This is a genomic window from Ruegeria sp. CDSA033, assembly GCF_059612305.1.
The window spans coordinates 454,174-474,721 of the sequence record NZ_JBXWQI010000001.1 but is presented as its reverse complement, the minus strand read 5'-3'; the positions used below and the strand labels follow the sequence as shown (position 1 = coordinate 474,721).

Genomic DNA, 20,548 nt, shown 5'->3' with positions numbered 1-20,548 from the left:
GGGCTATGGAACCTCAAAAACACCTTTCTCCAAGGGCTTGGGCCGAACTGTTGCTTCTGGGCGTGATCTGGGGCGCATCCTTTATCGCGATCCGCGTCGCATTGGACACGATCCCGGTCATGACCTCGGTTCTGCACCGCGTTTTCTGGGCGATGCTGGCGCTGTGGATCGTTGTCTGGGTCAAAAAGCTGAGCGTTCCCACCAGTCCGCGTATCTGGGGCGCATTCCTGATGATGGGGTTGTTGAACAATGCCATCCCTTTCTCGCTTATGGCTTGGGGGCAGCTTTACATCGAGACTGGCCTGACCTCGATCCTGAATGCCGCAACCGCTGTTTTCGGCGTTCTGATCGCCGCAATGTTCTTCAAGGACGAGCGATTGACCCTGGCGCGCGGAGTGGGTGTCGGTCTGGGTTTTCTGGGTGTTGCAATTGCAATTGGCCTGAAGAATTTCGCAACTTTCAACCTTCAAAGCGTTGCCCAACTGGCAATCATCGCCGGAACAGTTTCTTACGCGTTGGCCGGAGCGTGGGCCAGAATCAAGTTGTCAGGCTTGTCTCCCATAGTTGCCGCTGCTGGCATGCTGACCGGCTCAACCATTCTGATTTTGCCAGTTTCCCTCGCGGTCGACGGCCTTCCCGTTTTGAACCTGCCGGCGATCACGTGGGCGGCCATTGCCTATTACGCCCTGATCGCAACAGCCGGAGCGTACTTGCTGTACTACCGTGTTCTGGCCATGGCCGGGGCCGGAAACCTGATGTTGGTAACGCTTGTCATACCGCCAGTCGCCATCGTTTTAGGCACATTGGTGCGCGACGAAACCTTACCGCCGCAGGCCTTTTTGGGCTTTGCCGTGCTGGCAATAGGATTATTGATTCTCAACTGGTCCCGCTCACGTGATTGACGCCGCCCCCTGCCCGTTTTAGCTAGGTCAGAAAAAGGGACAGCGGATAATGATCTACAGCTCGGCGAAGGACTGGCGCGAAGCGGCCCGGAAAAAAGTGCTGTTCTTCGGCATGTCTGGGCTGGGCAAGACCTATGTGTCGAACGTGCTGCGCGATTCCGGGGACTGGTTCCACTACTCGATCGATTACCGCATCGGCACCCGGTACATGGGCGAATACATCATCGACAACGCCAAAGCCGAGGCGATGAAAGTTCCATTCCTGCGCGACCTGCTGCTGTCGGATTCGATCTATATCGGCTCGAATATCTCGTTCGAAAACCTGACACCGGTTGCGACCTATCTGGGCAAACCGGGTAACCCGGAACTGGGTGGCTTGGAACTGACGGAGTATCGTCGCCGGCAGGAGCAGTTCCGCCTGGCTGAGATCCACGCCCTGTTGGACACCGAGTATTTCATCGACCGCGCCAAGCGTTTGTATCAATACCCGAACTTCATCTGCGATACCGGCGGGTCAATCTGCGAATGGGTCGATCCCGAAGACCGGGCAGATCACGTCCTGTCCGAGCTGTCCCGCCGAACCCTGATGATCTGGATCAAGGGCGATGAAGATCACACCGCAGAACTGATCCGCCGTTTCGATAAGGCCCCCAAGCCGATGTCCTATCAGGCAGAGTTTCTGACCCGGGTCTGGGACGAATACCTCACCGAACATGGTTACGCACCCGAGGACGTCGACCCGGACGCCTTTATCCGCTGGACCTATGCCCGCGCACTGGCGCACCGCCAACCGCGCTATCAGGCCATGGCGGACAATTGGGGTGTCACAGTCACCGCTGATGACATGCACAAGGTCCGCGATGCGGGTGATTTCGATGAGTTGATCGAACGCACCCTTGAGACCCGGACAAACCGGGCTTAATTACCCCCTCTACACAGTAACTCCAAAGGCTTGCACCTAATGCCGATCAAGATCCCTTCCGACCTGCCCGCTTACGACGTTCTCACCAAAGAGGGCGTCATGGTCATGGCTGCGGATCAGGCAATGCGTCAGGACATCCGCCCCTTGCGGATCGGATTGCTGAATCTGATGCCCAAGAAGATTCAGACCGAAAACCAGTTCGCGCGTCTGATTGGTGCCACGCCTCTGCAGATCGACCTGTCGCTGATCCGCATGACCGAACATCGCACCAGAAACACCGCCGCCGATCACATGGCCGAGTTCTACCAACCGTTCCAAGAGGTAAAGGATCAGAAATTCGACGGCCTGATCATCACGGGCGCGCCGATCGAGCATCTGGAGTTCGATGACGTCACCTATTGGGACGAGATGACCGAAGTATTCGAATGGACTCAGACGAACGTCCATTCCACCTTTGGCGTTTGCTGGGGTGGAATGGCGATGATCAACCATTTCCACGGCATCGACAAACAGGCGCTCGATGCCAAGGCGTTTGGTTGCTATCGGCACCAGAATCTGGCTCCTTCTTCCCCGTTTTTACGCGGTTTTTCTGATGATTGCGTGATCCCTGTCAGCCGCTGGACCACAATGAACCAATCTGAGATCAACAGCGCGCCTGGCCTGACGACATTGTTGGGTAGCGATGAGGTCGGCCCCTGTCTGGTCGAGGACCCCTCGCATCGTGCGATCTATATCTTTAACCATTTCGAATATGACAGTGATACGTTGAAGCAGGAATATGATCGCGATGTCTCGAACGGGACCCCCATCAACGTGCCGATGAACTACTATCCAGACGACGATCCATCACAACCGCCGCAAAACCGATGGCGCAGCCATGCGCATCTGCTGTACGGCAACTGGATCAACGAGATTTACCAGTCCACACCGTTCAACATGGAAGACGTTGGTCATTAAAGTTCTGATATTCCTTGGCCTCGTTCTATCGGGTCTGATCCTGCTGACCGTCTGGCGCGCAGCACAGAACGAAGCTGCGGCTGAGGCTCGTTTCCCTCCTGAGGGTGAAATGGTGATGGTCGACGGTATCGCTGTCCATGCGGTGGTCATGGGCGACGGCCCCGATGTGGTTTTGATCCACGGATCCAGCGGTAACACCCGTGACATGACTTTTGCTCTTGCACCGATCCTAGCCGAGAACTTCCGTGTGATCGTGTTCGACCGACCCGGCCTTGGCTATAGCGACGGCTTCAACTCAAACGGTGAAACCATTGAGGAACAAGCGTTAATCTTGCAAAAGGCCGCTGCCAAGTTGGGCGCGGAAAAGCCCATTGTTGCAGGGCAAAGCTATGGCGGGTCCGTATCGCTGGCTTGGGCGGTCACCCGGCCCGACAACATTTCTGCCCTTGTTTTGATCGCACCGGCTGCGATCCCGTGGGAGACGCCGCTGGACGGTTTCAACAAACTGGCGTCGACTGAAGCGGGCAATACGCTGGCCCTACCCCTGATCACCGCGTTCGTTCCCGAATGGTATGTGGAACAGGCGTTGGACAAGGTCTTTGCCCCGCAGACAGCACCCGAAGGATATTCACAGCATTTCGGCCCCGGCCTGACAATGCGGCGCGCCTCGATGCATGCCAATGCCAAACAACGGGCCAATCTGTTGGACGAGGTCCGCGCCCTGCAACCCCGCTATGGCGAAATTTCTGTACCGACAGAGATCGTTCACGGAACGGCTGACACCACTGTCAAGTTTGCCTGGCATGCAGAACAACTGGTCGACCAAATCCCTGACGCGGAACTGATCGAGCTTCCGGGTATCGGTCACATGCCGCAGGTTGTGGCCGCCCCCGAGGTTGCATCAGCTATCGACCGCGCCGCCGAGCGAGCGGGTTTGCGTTAAACCGCCAGCTAATCCATAGTAGGATATGGATTTTATGGCGAGGTAGCTAATGGCCCGTTCGGAAAAAGGTTCCATTGAAAAGTATTTCCGCAAGGACGCCCCGAAAGAGGTGCGATCAGCTATTGAAAACGCAAAGAAAGACGACATTCTAAACCCGACATATCCTTACGAAGAAAGAATGAAGCGTAAGGATTACGAAAAAGAAATGGATCTGCTGCAGATCGAGCTGGTCAAAATGCAATCCTGGGTCAGGGAAACAGGTAACCGCGTTGCGATCATTTTCGAAGGCCGCGATGCCGCCGGAAAAGGTGGTACGATCAAACGCTTTCGCGAGAACCTAAATCCGCGCGGCGCCCGCAACGTGGCGCTCAGCAAACCCTCTGATACCGAACGCAGCCAATGGTACTTCCAACGATACGTTCAACACCTGCCTGCGGCAGGCGAAATCGTGTTCTTTGACCGCAGCTGGTACAATCGCGGTGTGGTCGAAAACGTCTTTGGTTTTTGCGAACCCGAAGAACGCGAACGTTTTTTCAGGCAAGTTCTGCCGCTTGAAACCGGACTGGTGAATGACGGGATCAAACTGTTCAAATTCTGGCTTAACGTCGGGCGCGCGGAGCAGTTGAACCGCTTTCTGGCACGTGAGACAGATCCGCTAAAGCAATGGAAACTCAGCCCAATCGACATTGCGGGGCTTGGTAAATGGGACGAGTACACGCAATCGATCTCGGAAACTCTGACCCGCAGTCACTCAGACCTTTGCCCTTGGACCATCATTCGCTCAGACGACAAAAAACGCGCCCGCAACGCGGCAATACGAACTGTTTTGCACGCGTTGGACTATGATGAAAAAGACAAGAAGGCTATTGGCAAGATTGATCCACTGATTTGCGGCGGACCCGAGGTGTTGGACGCGTGATGACATTTTCGCGCTCCATTGCTGCCAAGGGTTGGACGAACCGGCAGGCGTGGATTATGTCTTGGTTCCCCAGAACTTAAACAAAAAGGCTCGTGACACAGGCATGGCTAAACGCGGGTATCACCACGGCAATCTCAAGCAAGCCCTGATCGAGGCCGCCCTGTCGCTGATCGAAGAAAAGGGACCGACCGGTTTTACCCTGTCCGAGGCCGCGAAGACCGCAGGCGTAACACCTGCGGCGGTATACAGGCACTTTCAGGGGCGCGAGGACCTGATCGCCGAGGCCGCCCGTCAGGGCTTTGAAATGTTCGCCGACCTGATGCAGTACGCCTATGACACGGGCCAACCCTCGGCCTTGGCAGCGTTTGAGGCAACTGGTCGAGCCTATCTGGCTTTTGCCCGCAAGCACCCAGGGCACTACATCGCCATGTTCGAGAGCGGGATATCCGTAAACCGAACACCTGAATTGGCGCTGGCCGCGAACCGGGCCAAGAGCGTGCTAGAAAAAGCAGCCGCAGATCTTTCGCAACACATCCCGCCAGAAAAACGGCCACCCGCTTCGATGTTCAGTGCTCACATCTGGGCCATGAGCCATGGCGTTGTTGAGCTCTATGCCCGAAACACAGGCGCAAGCTCTCCCTTTCCACCGGAGGACCTGCTGGAAAGCGGCATCGGTATCTATTTGCGGGGTTTGGGCCTGGTGCCGCAGGACGATTGAGAACCGAGCTAGAACCTAGTCCTTGGCGCCGGAACACTAAGGCCCGAAGTGACGTTAATCAGATCCATCTGACCCATGCCCTTGATATCCACCGGTCCAATATCCGAGACCTGGAACTCGTCAATCAACGCGTATTTCATCTCTTCCGGAGCGACAATATTCATTGGGTTTGCAAAGACTTGCAGGCGTGAAGCAATGTTCACGGCCGGACCAAACACATCGTAGACGTATTTCTGAATACCCACGACCGAGCCGACTGCCGGCCCCATTCCCAGACCGATCCGGGCCTGCCATTTATGCGGATGGCTTTCGTTGCGTCGTTCGAGGTATCGCAAGAACCGGACCGCGCAATGAGCGACAGCTGTCGCATGATCCGGTGTCGCGTCCGGCATACCCGAGACCGCCAGATAAGCGTCCCCGATAGTCTTGATCCGTTCGCACCCATATTGTTCGACGATCCTGTCGAAAGCCGTGAAAACGTCGTTCAACTCGCTGAGTGTCACAGTCGGGTCGGTCTTTGCCGCAAAATCCGTAAAGCCCACAAAATCCAGCATCACGACCGAGACCTGATCGTAAAGCTGCGGCGTAACTACACCAAAGGTCTTGAACTCTTCGTACACAGCGCGCGGCATGAGGTTCAACAGCAGCCGTTCGACCCGCTCTTTCTCACGTTCCAATTCGCGCGTGTTACGTTCGACCATGGTCGAATAACTGTCGATCATGCTCTCAAGCTCGCGAATGCGGGTAATGTTCTGAAATTCGACCACCAGCACCTGTTCGGAAAGGCCGTTGGCCAAGGACACCGCGACTGCGAATATCAGCGCCCGGCGCTTGGGTTTGACCTGCAGCTCGGCCGAATAGCGCAGGCCGGATTGCTTGACGTCTTCGAGCTCTTTTGGATCAAGGTCGGGAAAATAATCCAACAGGGTCTGACCTTCAGCCGGTGCCCCAAACCACTCGGTAAATGGACCGTTGTGAAACACGAAACCCAAATCCGAAGCCCGCACAACAGCGACGCCAACACCGATCGCGCGGAGCAGCTGTTCATTTATGGCCAGAATACTCATGCGGCGTCGCGTGCCACGATGATGGCTCGTTTTGACTCGATGGCATCAAGGGCAATTTTTATATGCGCGTCTTCCATTCCATGCATTGACAGGGCCTCGCTGAAAAGCGCAGCCATCTCATCGAAATCGGCGTGTGAGATGTTCAGGTGACGATGAACCGCCTCGATCCTGTCATCGCTAAAGGATGCAGGTCCACCAACCAGAGACGAAACAAACTTGGTCTGATGATCAATCAACCGGGGCATATCTATGTCTTCGAAATGGTCACCGATCTGATCGGACTCCAACGCCATTTCGTAAAAGGTCATCACGATCCGCGAGATCGTTTTGAAACCACCGTATCTTTCGTAAATTGTCTGCCCCACGACACATAACCCAAACGTTATTCACCACTAACGTCACGAGGTTATATCATATTGACAGTTTTGTTAACGCTTATGACGCGGATGCACTGCAGGACGACCATTTAGGTGGCGTTGGTGAGACTTGAATTCACACGCTCAGATCGTCGGCGCAGGGGATGAACCCGACGTATCCCCCCTGTTCCAGCAATCGCGTCTGGCCCCCCACGCGCCAATACAACTTGCGCCGCGCCGCGACCAATTCCCGCCGAAGGCGGAACCAAAGCGGCCCCTTATCCAGCCCGCTGTTGGTTTTCTGGTCTTGGGATCGTTCGCTGACCTTCACTTCTTCGACCGTGTGATCTTGCTGTTTCGACCAGATCATCTGCACCCCAACAGCCGGAAAGCACTGATACATCCGCCAATTCGACCGTGGGATCGAGGCGAAATCGTCCAGGTGATCCGAATACTTTTCGGACCAATTCAGCAGTTTCTGGCAGGCCCGCTGAGAAAGCACATAGGCGGCCGCACTCGGCGCCATCTCCAGCATGGGCCGGACGTCAACTCCCGCAATGCGCATCTCAGGCCCAAAACGAAGGGGCTTGGGGGAATAGTCCAGCTTGACCATGTCAAAGGCATCCGGGACCTCCAGCAAGGCGGCGATTATCGATCCTGCCTGAACAGACATTTCGACGTCATCTTCGAAAACGGCCACCGCATTAAGGTTTTGATCCACCGCAGTCTGCCAAACCGCGCGATGGCTTTCAAAACAGGCGATTTCGCTTTGCGTCAAACCCCAGCGACTGCCCGTTCCAGCAACATAGCCACTAGCGTCCACAACTCCGGGTTTCTGGGCATCCGTCGCGCCAAACCGGGTGGCACCCACCAAGCCTGCATGATTGAACTGCGCTTCCATGAAGTCACGGCGCACTGGGACCCGATCCAGATTGATAAAAAAGGCACCCGTCTCCGGTGGCAGTTCGTGACGTCCCACGGTGTTTCCTTTCAAGCGGTTACGCCAGATACACGCTGGCAAGGCGGACAATCAAGTCTGCGCTTGAGCAATATGTATCCGGTTTCGCCTATCCTGATTTAGAAGTCCCGATTAAGCTGCGCTGGGAAAACAATAAACAGGATTCTTGCAATGACGTCTCATGGATATTCCGGCGGTCGCCTGAACCTGCCGTTTGTGGGTATTTCTACCTTTGGCAAATCGCCATATGTCCCGGATTGGGATCAAATCGATGCTGACGTCGCCGTCATGGGGGCGCCTTTTGATTTCGGAACCCAGTGGCGTTCCGGCGCCCGGTTCGGACCTAGGGCCGTGCGCGAGGCATCGACTCTTTTCAGCTTCGGCCATGCCGGCGCATATGACCATGAGGATGATGCCACTTACTTGGATGGCTCGGTCCGGATGGTCGATATCGGCGACGCGGATATCATCCACACCAAGACCGAAGAAAGCCATGCCAACATCCAGTTCGGTGTGGAAAAGATGCTGAACGCAGGTGCCCTACCCGTCACCATCGGCGGCGATCACTCGGTCAATATTCCCTGCATCAACGCTTTCGAAAACGATTGCGAGAAAAACGGGCCTATCCACGTCGTTCAAATTGATGCGCATCTGGATTTCGTGGACGAACGGCATGGCGTGACCGCCGGACACGGCAACCCCATGCGGCGTGCAATTGAAAAGCCATACGTTTCGGGCATGACGCAACTGGGCATCCGGAACGTGTCGTCAACCGCCAAAGAAGGATATGAGGACGCCCGCGCCCGTGGGTCGGACATTTTGTCTGTTCGGCAAGTGCGCAAGCTCGGTACAGATGGCGTGTTGGCGCGCATCCCGGAAGGCGCCCGGTATTATGTCACGATTGATATCGACGCATTCTGCCCGTCCATCGCCTCTGGCACTGGCACGCCCAGCCACGGCGGGTTCCAGTACTATGATGTCCTGGAGATAATTCAGGGGCTTGCGAAACGCGGAGACGTAGTCGGGATCGACCTAGTCGAAGTGGCTCCGAATTACGACCCGACCGAGAGCACGCAGATTCTGGCAGCGCAGGTTCTGCTGAACTTCATCGGATTCATCTTTCACGAACGTGGCAAGAAGGGCTGATCGCCCTTCCTGCCAGATCAATTATGCACTGATCGTGTTGTGTTCAGGGCCATAGGGGAAGCCGGTAATGTTTTCGGCACCGGTTTCCTCGACCACCAGAATGTCGTGTTCCCGGTATCCGCCTGCACCCTTCTGACCTTCTGGAATCCACAGCATCGGCTCAATTGAAACGACCATGCCCGGTTCCAAAACCGTATCGATATCCTCGCGCAGCTCCAGCCCCGCCTCGCGCCCGTAATAGTGGCTGAGGATCCCGAAAGAGTGGCCGTACCCGAAGGACCGGTACTGCAGCAGGCCTTCGTCAGCGAAAAAGCGGTTGATCTCTTCGCAGATCCCCGAGCAGGTCGCGCCGGGTTTAATCAGGCTCAGACCCAGCTCATGCGCGGCAACGTTGGCTTTCCAGATGCGCAGGCTATCGGCGTCGGGTTCGCCTAGGAACAGAGTGCGCTCCAGCGCTGTGTAATAACCTGAAATCATCGGGAAAGTGTTCAGGGATAGGATATCGCCCTTTTCCAACGCGCGCTTGGTGACCGGGTTATGTGCGCCATCCGTGTTCAGGCCCGACTGGAACCAAACCCATGTGTCGCGGTATTCGGCATCCGGATAGGCGCGGGCAATCTCGGCCTCCATCGCGTCACGTCCGGCCATGGCGATCTCGATCTCGGTCGCGCCTTCACGGATCGCGGCGTGGATCGCCGCGCCACCAACATCCGCAGTACGCGCGCCGCCTTTGATCAATTCGATCTCTTCGGTTGATTTCACCATCCGTGCAGCCATCGTATCAGACGCGATATCGATCAGTTCCGGTGCCCCCAGCATATCGAGCGCAGTGTCGCGCATTGCCAGGGTCATGTGGTCACCCTCGATACCGACCCGGCGCGCGGAACCGATCAGGCTGGCCACAGCACGCCAGTAATTGTTCCGCTTCCAATCGGTGTAGATCACGTTCTCTTCGACCGACCGGCGCCAGGGCTGGCCGGCGTCGATATTGGCCGAAACCGTGGTGCAGGCATCCTGCGTTACAACACAGCCATAGGGGCGACCAAACGAGCAGTACAGGAAGCCCGAGTAGTAAGCGATGTTCTGCATCGACGTCAGCAGAACTGCGGGAATGTCCCGTGCCGCCATCGTCGCGCGCAGGCTGGCAAGGCGACGGTCGTATTCAGCCCGGCTGAATGGCAACGGCGCTTTGTCACCATTATGGCAGGTGAAAAACTCGGGGCGGTTGTTCAGATCTTTCATCTTTGACTCTCCTCAACGCCGGACTGGCATCGCCCGGCCACAAGTCCCGGCGTTCAGGACGAGCGGCCTCGGGATCCGAGAGCCATGCACCCCGCGTTGCGTCACGACGCCATCGTGACCGGGGTACATGGTGAAATCGCTAAATCAGCTTTTGAGTCGCGTCAAGCCGGGGTGAGACCCCGCAGGCGTTCAGACCGCCGCCGCAGCAGTTCGACCGTGGTCAGCAGCGCGATCGAGATCACGACAAGGATGGTCGCAACGGCCAGAATGGTCGGGCTGATCTGCTCACGCAGGCCTGTGAACATCTGCCATGGCAGTGTTTTCTGGCTGGCTGATCCGACAAAGAGAACCACCACAACTTCGTCAAACGAAGTGATGAAGGCAAACAATCCGCCGGAGATTACACCCGGCAAAATCAGCGGCATCTGGATCTTGAAGAACGTCCGCACCGGACCCGCACCCATATTCGCAGCAGCCCGCGTCAGCGATTGGTCGAAACCGACCAGCGTGGCGGTCACCGTGATGATAACAAAGGGAATCCCCAAAACTGCATGTGCCAGCACGACTTTCACATAGCCGACGAAGTTCTTGTTCATGCCCAGCGTGCCTTCCATAAAGCGGCCGATGTCGCTGTAGAAAAAGAACATACCCGTGGCCGAGATGATCAGCGGAACGATCATTGGCGAAATCAGAATGCCCATGATGGCCCGACGCCCCGGAACATGCGACTGGCTGAGACCTATCGCCGCCAGAGTGCCAAGCGATACCGAAATGACGGTCGCAATTGGTGCGATGATCAACGAGTTCTTGAAGCTGCGCTGCCATTCATTGTTGGTGAAGAAGTCGCGGTAATGCTTCAGTGAATACCCTTCAGGGTCCAGACGCAGCATTTCGGGCGTGAAGGTGAAAAAGTCTTGCGCGTTGAAAGACAGCGGCAGAACCACAAGGATTGGTGTGATCAGGAACACGAAAATCGCCCCGCAGATCACCCGGAAAGTAAAGTGCCACAACACCTGACCAGCCGTCATGTAAGGCAGCAATTTTTGCCGATAGCGCCCTTCGTAAAGCCAGAAGATGAAGAAGGCAAAGAACCACCCCGCCAGCAGCCCGACGATCAAGCCTGTAATGCCTGCAAAGAAAAATCCGACTGCGGCCAGGCCCAGTATCGTAATCCAGCGCGCAACGCGTTCGTTGTCCAGCACGTTGATATACAGCCATGCCAGTCCTGCCATCAAAACAGCGCCGATTAGGATACCCAGCAGGACGTTGCCCTGCCCGGCTCCGACGAACATGCCCAGAAATCCTCCGGCGATTGCGACAGCCGGCAGAACCACCGACAACGGTTTGCGGGATATTGGTGTAAGTGCAGCCATATTCTTTATCCCAGCTTGACGTTATCAATGCCAACGATCTTGTCGTAGCACCAGTAGAGTAGAAGAACGACCGCCAGCAAGATCGTCCCCAGCGCCGCAGCCAGTCCCCAGTTGAGAGAGGATGAGATGTGGTAGGCAATCCGGTTCGAGATGAAGACACCCTTGGTGCCGCCCACGATCTCGGGCGTGATGTAGTAGCCGATGGACAGAATGAAAACGAGGATCGAGCCCGCGCCGATACCTGGAATGGATTGCGGGAAGTAAATCCTCCAGAAGGTGGTCCAGTTCGTTGCCCCCATCGATTTGGCCGCGCGTGTATAGGTTATCGGGATCGTCTGCATGACCGAATACATCGGCAGGATCATGAACGGCAGCAGGATATGCGTCATCGCGATAATCGTGCCGAACTGGTTGTTGATGATCACCAACCTGGCATCATCGGCAACAAGCCCCAGCCAGACCAGCGTTTCGTTGATCACCCCTTGTTGCTGCAACATCACTTTCCATGCTGACGTGCGCACCAGCAGCGATGTCCAGAACGGAAGCAGTACCAAAATCATCAGCATGTTTGAAACGCGCATCGGCAGATTGGCCAAGAGGTATGAGACCGGATAGGCCAGTAGAATACAGGACCCGGTGATGATCAGCGACATGAACAATGTTCGGCCGAACAACTTGATGAGGATACGTTTGTCCTCAGGCTGGGCCTGCGCACCTTCTGGCGTGCGTTGCATATCAACGGCGTTCAGGAAATATCCATTGGTAATCGGCACGGCGTGCGTTTTGATCACACGCCATGTATCAACGTCACCCCAGCCTTCGTGAATTTCGATTAGTTTGTCCTTGAACGGACCATCAACCTCCGGATCTATCCGTTTGATCTGGCGACCGGACTTTCGGAACATCGACGACATGCCCGTCTGCTCATAGTTCAGGCGGGTACCCAGTCTTGTGTGTTGCTTGGCGTCAACGGCAACAACCATGTCGCGAATAAATGCTTCATACAAAGCTTCGTCCGGCAATTCCCCGCTCTCGGCGTCCCAATGCTGCAACTCAACGACTGTCAAAGGAAGTGTCTCTGAGACGATCCCGTTTTCGACCGATCGGAATAGCATGGAAATGATAGGGATGACGAAGGAAAGCAGTACAAATAGCAAAAGTGGCGCAACCAGAGCCAACGCCCGCAATTTACGCCGACGCAATGAACGCGCCAGTGATTTCTTCAGCGGCGTACCATCTGCCGCCAACATCGGACCTGATTGAGTTGCGTCGCTCATCTGCGTTCCCTGACTTTTTGACGCCGGGGCCCAACTTGGCCCCGGCTGGTTTTTTTGGTTCAATCAGCGATTACTTCGCCAGCCAAGCCTGGAACTTTGCTTCGATGTCATCGCGATAGTCAGCCCAGAACTCGTAGTTGTACAGGAACGTGTTCTTGGCGTTCTCGGGATCGGTCGGCATGTGAGGTGCCATGTCGATGCCCAGGTCCGCGTGCTGACCCACCAGCGGCGCCGAAGATGCGCGGGCCGGGCCGTACGAGATGTACTTGGCCTGATCCGCCAGGCGCTGCGTATCGGTTGCGAACATGATGTAGTCCAGCGCGCGCTTCTGACGCTCTTCGCTCAGACCAGCAGGAATAATCCAGCCGTCCAGATCAAAGATCTGCGCATCCCACAGCATTGCAACGGGTTGCTTCTGCTCTTCGATCACGCTGAACAGACGACCGTTATAGGTCGAACCCATGATGATCTCGCCGTCCGCCAGCAACTGTGGCGTGTCCGCGCCTGCGGACCACCAGACAACGTTGTCTTTGATGGTGCCTAGCTTGGCCAGGGCCTGATCTTGCCCTTCAGGAGTCGCCAGCACGTCATAGACGTCGTCTTTGGCTACGCCATCACAAATCAGCGCCCATTCCATGTTGTTGATGGCACGCTTTTCAAGCGAACGCTTGCCTGGATAGGCTTCCAGATCGAAGACTGCGCAAACATCCGACGGCGGTGTGTCACCCACCAGATCCGTGCGATACCCGAATGTAGTCGAATAAACGATTTGCGGAATGAAACACTCACTGACAAGCAAGTCACCGAAATCATCGGCAGCCGAGGTTCCGTCAGGTGCCGGTGCCAGCATGGTGTCCGGATCGATTTCCAGCGCCAAACCTTCGTCACACAGACGAATTGCGTCTGCCGCCACAACGTCGACCACGTCCCAGGTAACGTTACCCGCTTCGTTCATCGCACGCAGTTTCGCAACCGCCTCGGCCGAGCTGTCGTCGTTCAGGATCGTGACGCCGGACTTCTCGGAATAGGGCTCGTGATATGCTTTCAGCTGCGACTTGGAGTATGCGCCACCCCAAGAGACAATAGTCATTTCCTCTGCGGATGCAGCGCCGGCAACTGCCGCGATAGCACCTGCCATAAGAGTGGTTTTTGTTACTTTCATCGTTAACTCCCTGTTATTCCCGTTAATTTTGATCTTTTTGGCTGGGCCACGGGGTAACCCACCCATGCCTTTCCCCGCGCACTTTGGTGTCGTGAACGGGTTGTTCCCTGATCAGGCGTCCAACGCCCGACAGTCACGCGCAAGCCAGCCGATCTCGACTTCTTGGCCCGGTGACAGTTTGATAGCGTCCGGGGCGTTTCGCGTCTTGATGATGAAGTCGTCGTTCCCGGCAACTGAAAGCCGGAACCGGAATACATCACCCATGTAGATGAACTCTTTCACCGTTGCTTTCAGGGTATGCGCATCGGCGTGCAGGCGATCCTTGTTGAATTCCACACGCTCAGGCCGGATCGACACTTTCGTTCGATCACCTGCCGCATGGACATTGACCGGCTTGGCGTCAATTTCAGATCCGTCATCCAGCGCTACAACACATTCGTCGCCGTTAATTGACTTAATAACGCCTTCCAACGTGTTGTTTTCACCGATAAATTGAGCAACAAAGCTGTTCTCTGGCTCTTCATACAGAAGATCCGGCGGCGCAAGCTGTTGAATGCGCCCATCGTCGAATACGGCAACGCGATCCGACATTGTCAGCGCCTCGGTCTGGTCGTGGGTCACGTAGACGGTCGTAATCCCAAGTTCATGGGCCAGACGCGTGATTTCAAACTGCATATGCTCGCGCAGCTGTTTGTCGAGCGCGCCCAGTGGTTCATCCATCAGAACCAGCTCGGGTTCAAACACCAGCGCGCGCGCGAGGGCGATCCGCTGTTGCTGACCACCAGACAATTGCGCCGGTCGACGGCTGCCAAAGGCCCCCATCTGCACCATATCAAGCGCCCGACGGACTTTCTCTTCTCTTGCGTCCTTGCCGATATTCCGCACTTCCAGAGGGAAAGACAGATTTTCTGCCACCGTCATGTGCGGAAAAAGAGCGTAATTCTGGAAAACCATGCCGATACCGCGCTTGTGCGGTGGGATGTTGTTGATCGGCCGTCCGTCCAACATAATCTCGCCATGTGTGGCTGTTTCAAACCCTGCCAGCATCATCAGGCAAGTTGTCTTGCCAGACCCCGAGGGCCCAAGCATTGTAAGGAACTCACCCTTCGGCATGGAAAGGTTAAGGTCTTTTACAACAAGGATCTCGCCATCATAAGATTTTTGGACATGCTGAAACTCGACGAACGCTGCGTCATTAGACATTTACCGATTAGTCTCCCCTGTGCAGTCCTTGCCTGCCCGGTTCATCCGGATCTCAAAGACCTGTCGAGGCCATTTAAGGACATGCAGGGTGCGACACGCAACCAAAATATGACACGTGAATAACTATTAGAAAGGAAGCAGCCGAGTTTTCAGGCGGAATTCAACTTTCGCATGTGCCATGCGAGGCTTTGATTGCTAGACAATACTGGTTTTTTAAGGCGTGCCTGCACAATCGGGATAACGTCTAAAGTTCTTAAATTCGTGCAGCTTAGAAAAACAGCTTCAACCGAATCGTCCCGCCCGAGATTCACTGCGGCGTCGATCAGAGAGTCTTGGGAAATCCGGGCAACCTTGGCTTCCTCGGCTTCCCCGAAGGTGCCAAAAACATCCATCGAGATGCCATTTTGCGCAAAAGCACTGCGTAAGGGATCGTTCACTTCTTCGATATATGGCGACAAAAGTGCGAACTTTGCTACACCAAGTTCGTGGGCGCAGGCCGAGGCCGCGCGCAACGGGTTTGTAACAATCGCCGCCTCGCAAGTTTTTTGAACCATTTGTTCGACCTGTTCCGAGCCGATCACCGAGCTGGCAGAGGTGCACCCGTATCCGACCACTCGATATGGTCGCGTCTTGGGCAACAAATCAGCAGCGGCAGGCAGTGCCGTTTTCATTTCCGCCAGAGTATCAGTCGTCACCTCTTTGCCGCTGGGAATTCTAGAGACGTAAATGGGACAGCTGCGATCAGAAAAATATGCGTTGAACTCCGGCTCAAGGGTCTCGTCTGTCTGCAAGACGATCAGGCCCATTGGGGACGTGGCGGGATCATCTGCATCAACGGTATAAGGTAAACGCGTCATATCTCGGGCAACTCCATACCAGCGCGCGGGCTAAGAAAGCGGGGATCTCCTTCGGTTATGACGATGTTTTCTTCGTGGACAAGGATTTTTCCACCCACGGCAATGCCCGGTTCAAGCGTCAAGACCATGCCTGGTTCCAAAACTGTGTGGTCGGTTGGTATGAGGGACGGCCATTCTGTCAAAGACATCCCCAATCCATGCCCCAAGCGCCCGGCCCCAGTGTCAGCATCGTGGCGCGACAGCACAGAGTTCATCGCCTGAAACAAGTCAGCCGCCGTGGCACCCGGGCGCGCAATCTCAAATGCCGCATCCGATGCTTCAATCAAAGCACAGTAGGCTGACTTAACCTGCGCGTTCGCGGACCCTATCGACCAGTTGCGGTCGTAATCACTGAAATACCCGTCCCAAACCAGGCCGGTGTCCAGCATCAATACATCACCATGCTGCAGCAGCGTATCAGATGCTGGGGAAATCACGTCAGTGTAACCGCCCTGTTCCGCACTGCCCGCGAGGTATGGAACCCAATCGGCCCCCTCGTCCAGGCACAGCATTTGAAACCCGCGGAACACAGCATCCAGCGCCACGCCTTCTTTGGCGATTTCGGGCACCCGCTGAAAGGCACGCCCAGCGATGGCGCATGCCGTTTCAATCTTTGCAATCTCCGCTGATGATTTCACCATCCGCAGCGCGCGTACGATCCCTTCATCGCCGCATAGGTCTCGCTGACCGACTGTCTGTTGCAGACGTCGAAGGTCTGCCAACGGCATCCTGACATGCGTTTCATGCCCGTCTGGTAGTCCGATCTTTGCGTCGTCGGGCGTCACCTCGCGAAGTGTATCAGCCAAAAGGCTAATGCCATCGTCGGCCAGATCCGGCGCAGCCCAGGTTCGGATATCGTCGAGCCATGTCTCGGCCATAAGCGCGGCCCCGATCGAAGGGATCACCGCAATCGGCTTGCCACTGGCAGGTACAATCAGAAACCAGGGCCGTGTTGGGCTTTCCCAAAACCGCGTCAGGTAGCCGGTAAAATATCGGACCTCAGGTTCCGTCGTCAGCAACAGGGCCGACAGACCAGAGGCTTGCATCTTGTTTTGCGCGCGTTCCGTTCGTGCTGCGAACTCAGATGTGTCAAACCCCCTCATTCCGTGACCTCAAAGAAAAAGCGGATAACCTGCGCGTCTGCGTCAATTCTCAAGCAAGTGCCATTGATCAGCTTTTGGCCGCCGCGATGGGGGGTAGGTGAGATTCTCAATTTGGTGTCTTTCCCGTGATGCCCATTGACGTGATCGCATTCGTCAAGTTCTGTCAACAAAACTCGCCCAAGGCAGGAGCCTAAAATGCCCCATTCAGATCCGGCCTTCAGCCGCGCCGAGTACGACCGCAGATTGGCAAAGACCCGCGCCGCCATGGCAGCCGCCGGGTTGGATGCTTTGTTTGTCGAAGATCCTTCAAACATGGCATGGCTGACGGGCTATGAGGGCTGGTCGTTCTATGTGCATCAAGGGGTACTTGTGCTTCAGGATGCCGACCCGATCTGGTGGGGCCGAAATCAGGATGCCAACGGCGCGCGTAAAACTGTTTGGATGTCCAATGACCGGATCCACGGCTATGCGGACGAATACGTACAATCCACCGTGCGTCACCCCATGCAGGATCTGGCAGCGCTGATTGCGGATACTGGTATCGCGAAGGGGCGGATCGGTGTCGAGTTGGACAATTATTATTATTCAGCCAAAGCACACCTGACTTTGCTGGCGGAGTTGCCCGACGCAGAGCTGGTCGACGCAAACACATTGGTGAACTGGCAGCGTGCCGTGAAATCCGATGAGGAAATTGCGCTAATGCGAAAAGCTGCCCGGATATCCGAGCATGTGACCGACGGCGTATTGGAGTGCATCGAACCGGGTATGCGCAAGAACGACCTCGTCGCGCAAATCTACCATGACGCAGTCACCGGAGTTGGCGAGGATTGGGGCGATTACGCGGCCATTGTGCCCCTGCTCCCGTCCGGCCCGGATGCCGCCGCACCACACCTGACTTGGGATGGTGAGCTGTTCAAATCCGGAGAGTGTACATTTTTCGAACTGTCGGGCTGCTATCGCCGCTACCACGCGCCCTTCTGCCGCTCGGTCTTTTTGGGTAAGCCACCCGACTATTTGCTTCGTGCTGAAGCCGCGCTGGTAGAAGGTCTTGAAGCGGGACTAGAGGCCGCGCGGGCCGGCAATCAGGCGCGTGATATCGCGTTGGCTCTGGCTGCCCCGCTGGAACGGGCGGGTATCGAGCGCGGCGCGCGATGCGGGTATCCGATTGGCCTCAGCTATCCACCCGATTGGGGCGAACGCACGATCTCTCTCCGCCCCGAGGATGACACCGTATTGGAACCCGGCATGACCTTTCACTTCATGCCCGGCCTCTGGATGGATGATTGGGGGTTGGAGATCACTGAGCCGATCCTCATCACGGACTCCGGACCTGCCGAGTGTTTCTGCAACCGCCCCAGAAAGCTGTTTGTGAAGCCATGACTTTACCCAAAACCATGGAAATACTAGCCGACCTGATCGCTTTTGAGACAGTGTCTGCGGACTCGAATCTGGAAATGATCAGCTATCTGACCGAACGGCTCGAGGCGTTGGGTGCGCGGTGTATCGTTACGCGGGACAAGACCGGGGCAAAGGCCAATGTGTTTGCCACTATGGGGCCTGATCAACCCGGCGGAATCCTTCTGTCCGGCCATACGGATGTGGTGCCGGTGGCCGATCAGGAATGGACAACCGATCCGTTCCAGATGGCCGAGACAGACGGCAAGCTCTACGGTCGCGGCACATGCGACATGAAGGGCTTCATCGCAGCGGCGGTGGCTTTCGGCGAAACGCTGGATATCGGAAAGCTGACCCAGCCGCTGCACTTTGCCTTTACTTACGACGAGGAAGTCGGCTGCCTTGGTGCGCAAACCCTGGTCGACGACCTGTCTGAACGCGGCATCATCCCCGACATTGCCATCATCGGCGAGCCGACGGAGATGCGCGTGGTTGAGGGTCATAAGGGCTGCTTTGAATATACCACCCGCTTCTCGGGTCTAGAGGGACACAGCTCTGCCCCCGATGACGGGGTGAATGCTGCGGAATATGCCGCGCGCTATATCGGCAAACTGCTGGAGTTGCGCCATATCCTCAAGTCCCTCGCACCCGCCGACAGCCGGTTCGAGCCGCCTTGGACGACGGTCAATATCGGCCAAATCTCTGGGGGCGTTGCCCATAACGTCATAGCTAGCAAGGCTGAGGTTTTGTGGGAGATGCGACCCGTGCAGGCAAGTGATGCCGACCTCGTCAAAAAGACCCTTGCAGACTACGTGGAGAATTCCTTGTTACCGGAGATGCAAGCGGTCCACAGCGACTCGAACATCACGCAAGAGGCCGTAGCCGAGGTCGAAGGCCTTGAGCCCATGGAAGAAAACGCGGCCCGTGATCTGGTGGCCGAACTGACCGGCGCGAATGGCAGTGGCGTTGTCGCCTTTGCGACCGAGGCCGGGCTGTTCCAGAAACTGGGCGTTCACGCAATTGTCTGCGGGCCGGGTTCAATCGCACAGGCCCACAAGGCAGACGAGTTCCTTGAAATCGAACAGCTGGACCTGTGCTGCAGAATGCTGACCCGACTGGGTCAGCGCCTGACCCGTTAACCGGTTCCGTGCGTGCGGTCGTATTTTGATCGATCCGGTTGGATATGCGCCGTACGTGCTTCCTTACCGGGATCGTAGACTTCCATCAACAGCGGATGGCAGGCTGCCGCGTCCGACGAATGCTCTGACGAACAATCCCCGCCGGGGCAAGCAGACAGGCCGACGATCAGGTCAATCTCGGCATAGAACTCGAGATAATCGCCGGGTCGCACCGGGCTGGCCTTCATAAAATACTGGCCGGTATCGCGGGTAAACCCGGTGCACATGAACACGTTCAGCACGTCATGCACCAGCATTTCGGCCTCATGCAGCGGCAGGTCGCAATGGCCGGCCAGCGCGCGGGTCAGGTTCGAATGACAGCAATAGTGATAGTCATCACCCGAAAGCAAACGCCCGGTATACGGATCACACCGCGTGCCGATCACATCATGGACCGAGCCGCCATAGGTATCGAACCCGTACCAATCCAGCGTGTCGGCAACGATGGTTGCCATCGGACGCATGTTGGGAAAGCTCGACCACATCCGGTCGCCGGTAGACAGGTGCGTGCCGTGCAGCGCGCGGGTTTTGCCGGAATAGAACCGCTCGGTTATGTCATGCTTGTTCCACATGTTCAGGTCACCGACCTGAGGGCCATCGACCGAAACCACCCTGACGAAAGCGCCAGCCGGAACATCGATGCATGCCGCGTCACGTGGCGCCGCGGTGGCCTCGGCCACCTTTACTGCACCCTTACGCAATTTGCCCAAACCAATCAGATCAGGCTGCTGCAACGCGTCTGGCGGATAGCAAATTACTGGGGCAATGGCCTTGCGGTCGGCGGCATCGGCCGGTGATGGGAAGTTTGGTTTTGTCAGTTTCATGCGCCCC

General features: G+C 56.3%; 20 protein-coding genes. 9 read left to right on the top strand and 11 right to left on the bottom strand.

From position 1 onward, the window contains the following. Positions 1 to 5 precede the first annotated feature (5 nt). From AC2FLA_RS02360 to AC2FLA_RS02335, 6 genes are all read left to right on the top strand, one after another. Positions 6 to 902 carry a DMT family transporter gene (locus AC2FLA_RS02360; protein ID WP_282151571.1) on the top strand — a complete coding sequence of 299 codons (897 nt, stop codon included), beginning with the start codon at positions 6 to 8 and terminating at the stop codon, positions 900 to 902. A 49-nt stretch (positions 903 to 951) separates the two neighbouring features. After that, entirely contained in the window at positions 952 to 1,824 is an 873-nt protein-coding gene (locus AC2FLA_RS02355; protein WP_496720196.1) for an ATPase, read from the top strand. 39 nt (positions 1,825 to 1,863) lie between these two features. After that, positions 1,864 to 2,781: a homoserine O-acetyltransferase MetA gene (gene metA, locus AC2FLA_RS02350; RefSeq protein WP_058271457.1), complete on the top strand. Its 918-nt coding sequence runs from the start codon at positions 1,864 to 1,866 to the stop codon at positions 2,779 to 2,781. Continuing rightward, positions 2,771 to 3,724, top strand: coding sequence for an alpha/beta fold hydrolase (locus AC2FLA_RS02345; protein WP_496720194.1), 954 nt, complete (start codon positions 2,771 to 2,773; stop codon positions 3,722 to 3,724). Before metA ends, AC2FLA_RS02345 begins: the two co-directional genes overlap by 11 nt. 49 nt (positions 3,725 to 3,773) lie before the next feature. Next, the gene (gene ppk2, locus AC2FLA_RS02340; protein WP_496720193.1) at positions 3,774 to 4,643 is read left to right on the top strand and encodes a polyphosphate kinase 2; all 870 of its coding nucleotides are present in this window, start codon (positions 3,774 to 3,776) and stop codon (positions 4,641 to 4,643) included. A gap of 103 nt (positions 4,644 to 4,746) precedes the next feature. Further along, a complete protein-coding gene (locus tag AC2FLA_RS02335) occupies positions 4,747 to 5,361 on the top strand; it encodes a TetR/AcrR family transcriptional regulator (protein ID WP_058271885.1) in 615 nt (204 codons plus the stop codon). Between the two features lie 8 nt (positions 5,362 to 5,369). Here AC2FLA_RS02335 and AC2FLA_RS02330 read toward each other — a convergent pair whose 3' ends face one another. From AC2FLA_RS02330 to AC2FLA_RS02320, 3 genes are all read right to left on the bottom strand, one after another. Then, the gene (locus AC2FLA_RS02330; protein WP_496720191.1) at positions 5,370 to 6,428 is read right to left on the bottom strand and encodes an adenylate/guanylate cyclase domain-containing protein; all 1,059 of its coding nucleotides are present in this window, start codon (positions 6,426 to 6,428) and stop codon (positions 5,370 to 5,372) included. Further along, the gene (locus AC2FLA_RS02325) at positions 6,425 to 6,793 is read right to left on the bottom strand and encodes a group I truncated hemoglobin (protein ID WP_496720189.1); all 369 of its coding nucleotides are present in this window, start codon (positions 6,791 to 6,793) and stop codon (positions 6,425 to 6,427) included. The genes AC2FLA_RS02330 and AC2FLA_RS02325 overlap by 4 nt, the downstream gene beginning before the upstream one ends. Positions 6,794 to 6,920: 127 nt before the next feature. Beyond that, positions 6,921 to 7,763 (bottom strand): glycosyltransferase family 25 protein, encoded by an 843-nt coding sequence (locus AC2FLA_RS02320; RefSeq protein ID WP_496720187.1) that lies wholly within the window; start codon positions 7,761 to 7,763, stop codon positions 6,921 to 6,923. Positions 7,764 to 7,913: 150 nt separating this feature from the next. On the opposite strand from AC2FLA_RS02320, the gene speB reads away from it, so the two are divergent. Beyond that, positions 7,914 to 8,888 (top strand): agmatinase, encoded by a 975-nt coding sequence (gene speB, locus AC2FLA_RS02315; RefSeq protein WP_496720185.1) that lies wholly within the window; start codon positions 7,914 to 7,916, stop codon positions 8,886 to 8,888. Positions 8,889 to 8,909: 21 nt separating this feature from the next. Here the strand turns inward: speB and AC2FLA_RS02310 are convergent, their stop codons facing one another. From AC2FLA_RS02310 to AC2FLA_RS02280, 7 genes are all read right to left on the bottom strand, one after another. After that, positions 8,910 to 10,130: an aminopeptidase P family protein gene (locus AC2FLA_RS02310; RefSeq protein ID WP_496720184.1), complete on the bottom strand. Its 1,221-nt coding sequence runs from the start codon at positions 10,128 to 10,130 to the stop codon at positions 8,910 to 8,912. 161 nt (positions 10,131 to 10,291) lie between these two features. Next, positions 10,292 to 11,503 (bottom strand): ABC transporter permease, encoded by a 1,212-nt coding sequence (locus AC2FLA_RS02305; RefSeq protein WP_496720183.1) that lies wholly within the window; start codon positions 11,501 to 11,503, stop codon positions 10,292 to 10,294. Between the two features lie 5 nt (positions 11,504 to 11,508). Continuing rightward, positions 11,509 to 12,780, bottom strand: coding sequence for an ABC transporter permease (locus AC2FLA_RS02300; protein WP_496720182.1), 1,272 nt, complete (start codon positions 12,778 to 12,780; stop codon positions 11,509 to 11,511). A 70-nt stretch (positions 12,781 to 12,850) separates the two neighbouring features. Next, positions 12,851 to 13,942, bottom strand: a complete 1,092-nt coding sequence (locus AC2FLA_RS02295) for an extracellular solute-binding protein (RefSeq protein WP_108858772.1) — start codon at positions 13,940 to 13,942, stop codon at positions 12,851 to 12,853. 111 nt (positions 13,943 to 14,053) lie between these two features. Next, a complete protein-coding gene (locus AC2FLA_RS02290; protein WP_496720180.1) occupies positions 14,054 to 15,145 on the bottom strand; it encodes an ABC transporter ATP-binding protein in 1,092 nt (363 codons plus the stop codon). A gap of 149 nt (positions 15,146 to 15,294) precedes the next feature. Further along, on the bottom strand, positions 15,295 to 16,002 hold the full coding sequence (locus AC2FLA_RS02285) for a maleate cis-trans isomerase family protein (RefSeq protein ID WP_496720178.1): 708 nt from the start codon (positions 16,000 to 16,002) through the stop codon (positions 15,295 to 15,297). Next, the gene (locus AC2FLA_RS02280) at positions 15,999 to 17,144 is read right to left on the bottom strand and encodes a M24 family metallopeptidase (protein ID WP_496720176.1); all 1,146 of its coding nucleotides are present in this window, start codon (positions 17,142 to 17,144) and stop codon (positions 15,999 to 16,001) included. The genes AC2FLA_RS02285 and AC2FLA_RS02280 overlap by 4 nt, the downstream gene beginning before the upstream one ends. Positions 17,145 to 17,339: 195 nt before the next feature. Here AC2FLA_RS02280 and AC2FLA_RS02275 point away from each other — a divergent pair, with 195 nt between their 5' ends. Next, positions 17,340 to 18,524, top strand: coding sequence for a M24 family metallopeptidase (locus AC2FLA_RS02275; RefSeq protein WP_496720174.1), 1,185 nt, complete (start codon positions 17,340 to 17,342; stop codon positions 18,522 to 18,524). Between the two features lie 14 nt (positions 18,525 to 18,538). Then, on the top strand, positions 18,539 to 19,678 hold the full coding sequence (gene argE, locus AC2FLA_RS02270; RefSeq protein ID WP_496720172.1) for an acetylornithine deacetylase: 1,140 nt from the start codon (positions 18,539 to 18,541) through the stop codon (positions 19,676 to 19,678). On the opposite strand, the gene AC2FLA_RS02265 is transcribed toward argE, so the two are convergent. Next, on the bottom strand, positions 19,675 to 20,541 hold the full coding sequence (locus tag AC2FLA_RS02265) for an urea carboxylase-associated family protein (RefSeq protein WP_496720170.1): 867 nt from the start codon (positions 20,539 to 20,541) through the stop codon (positions 19,675 to 19,677). The genes argE and AC2FLA_RS02265 overlap by 4 nt on opposite strands. Between the last annotated feature and the right edge of the window lie 7 nt (positions 20,542 to 20,548).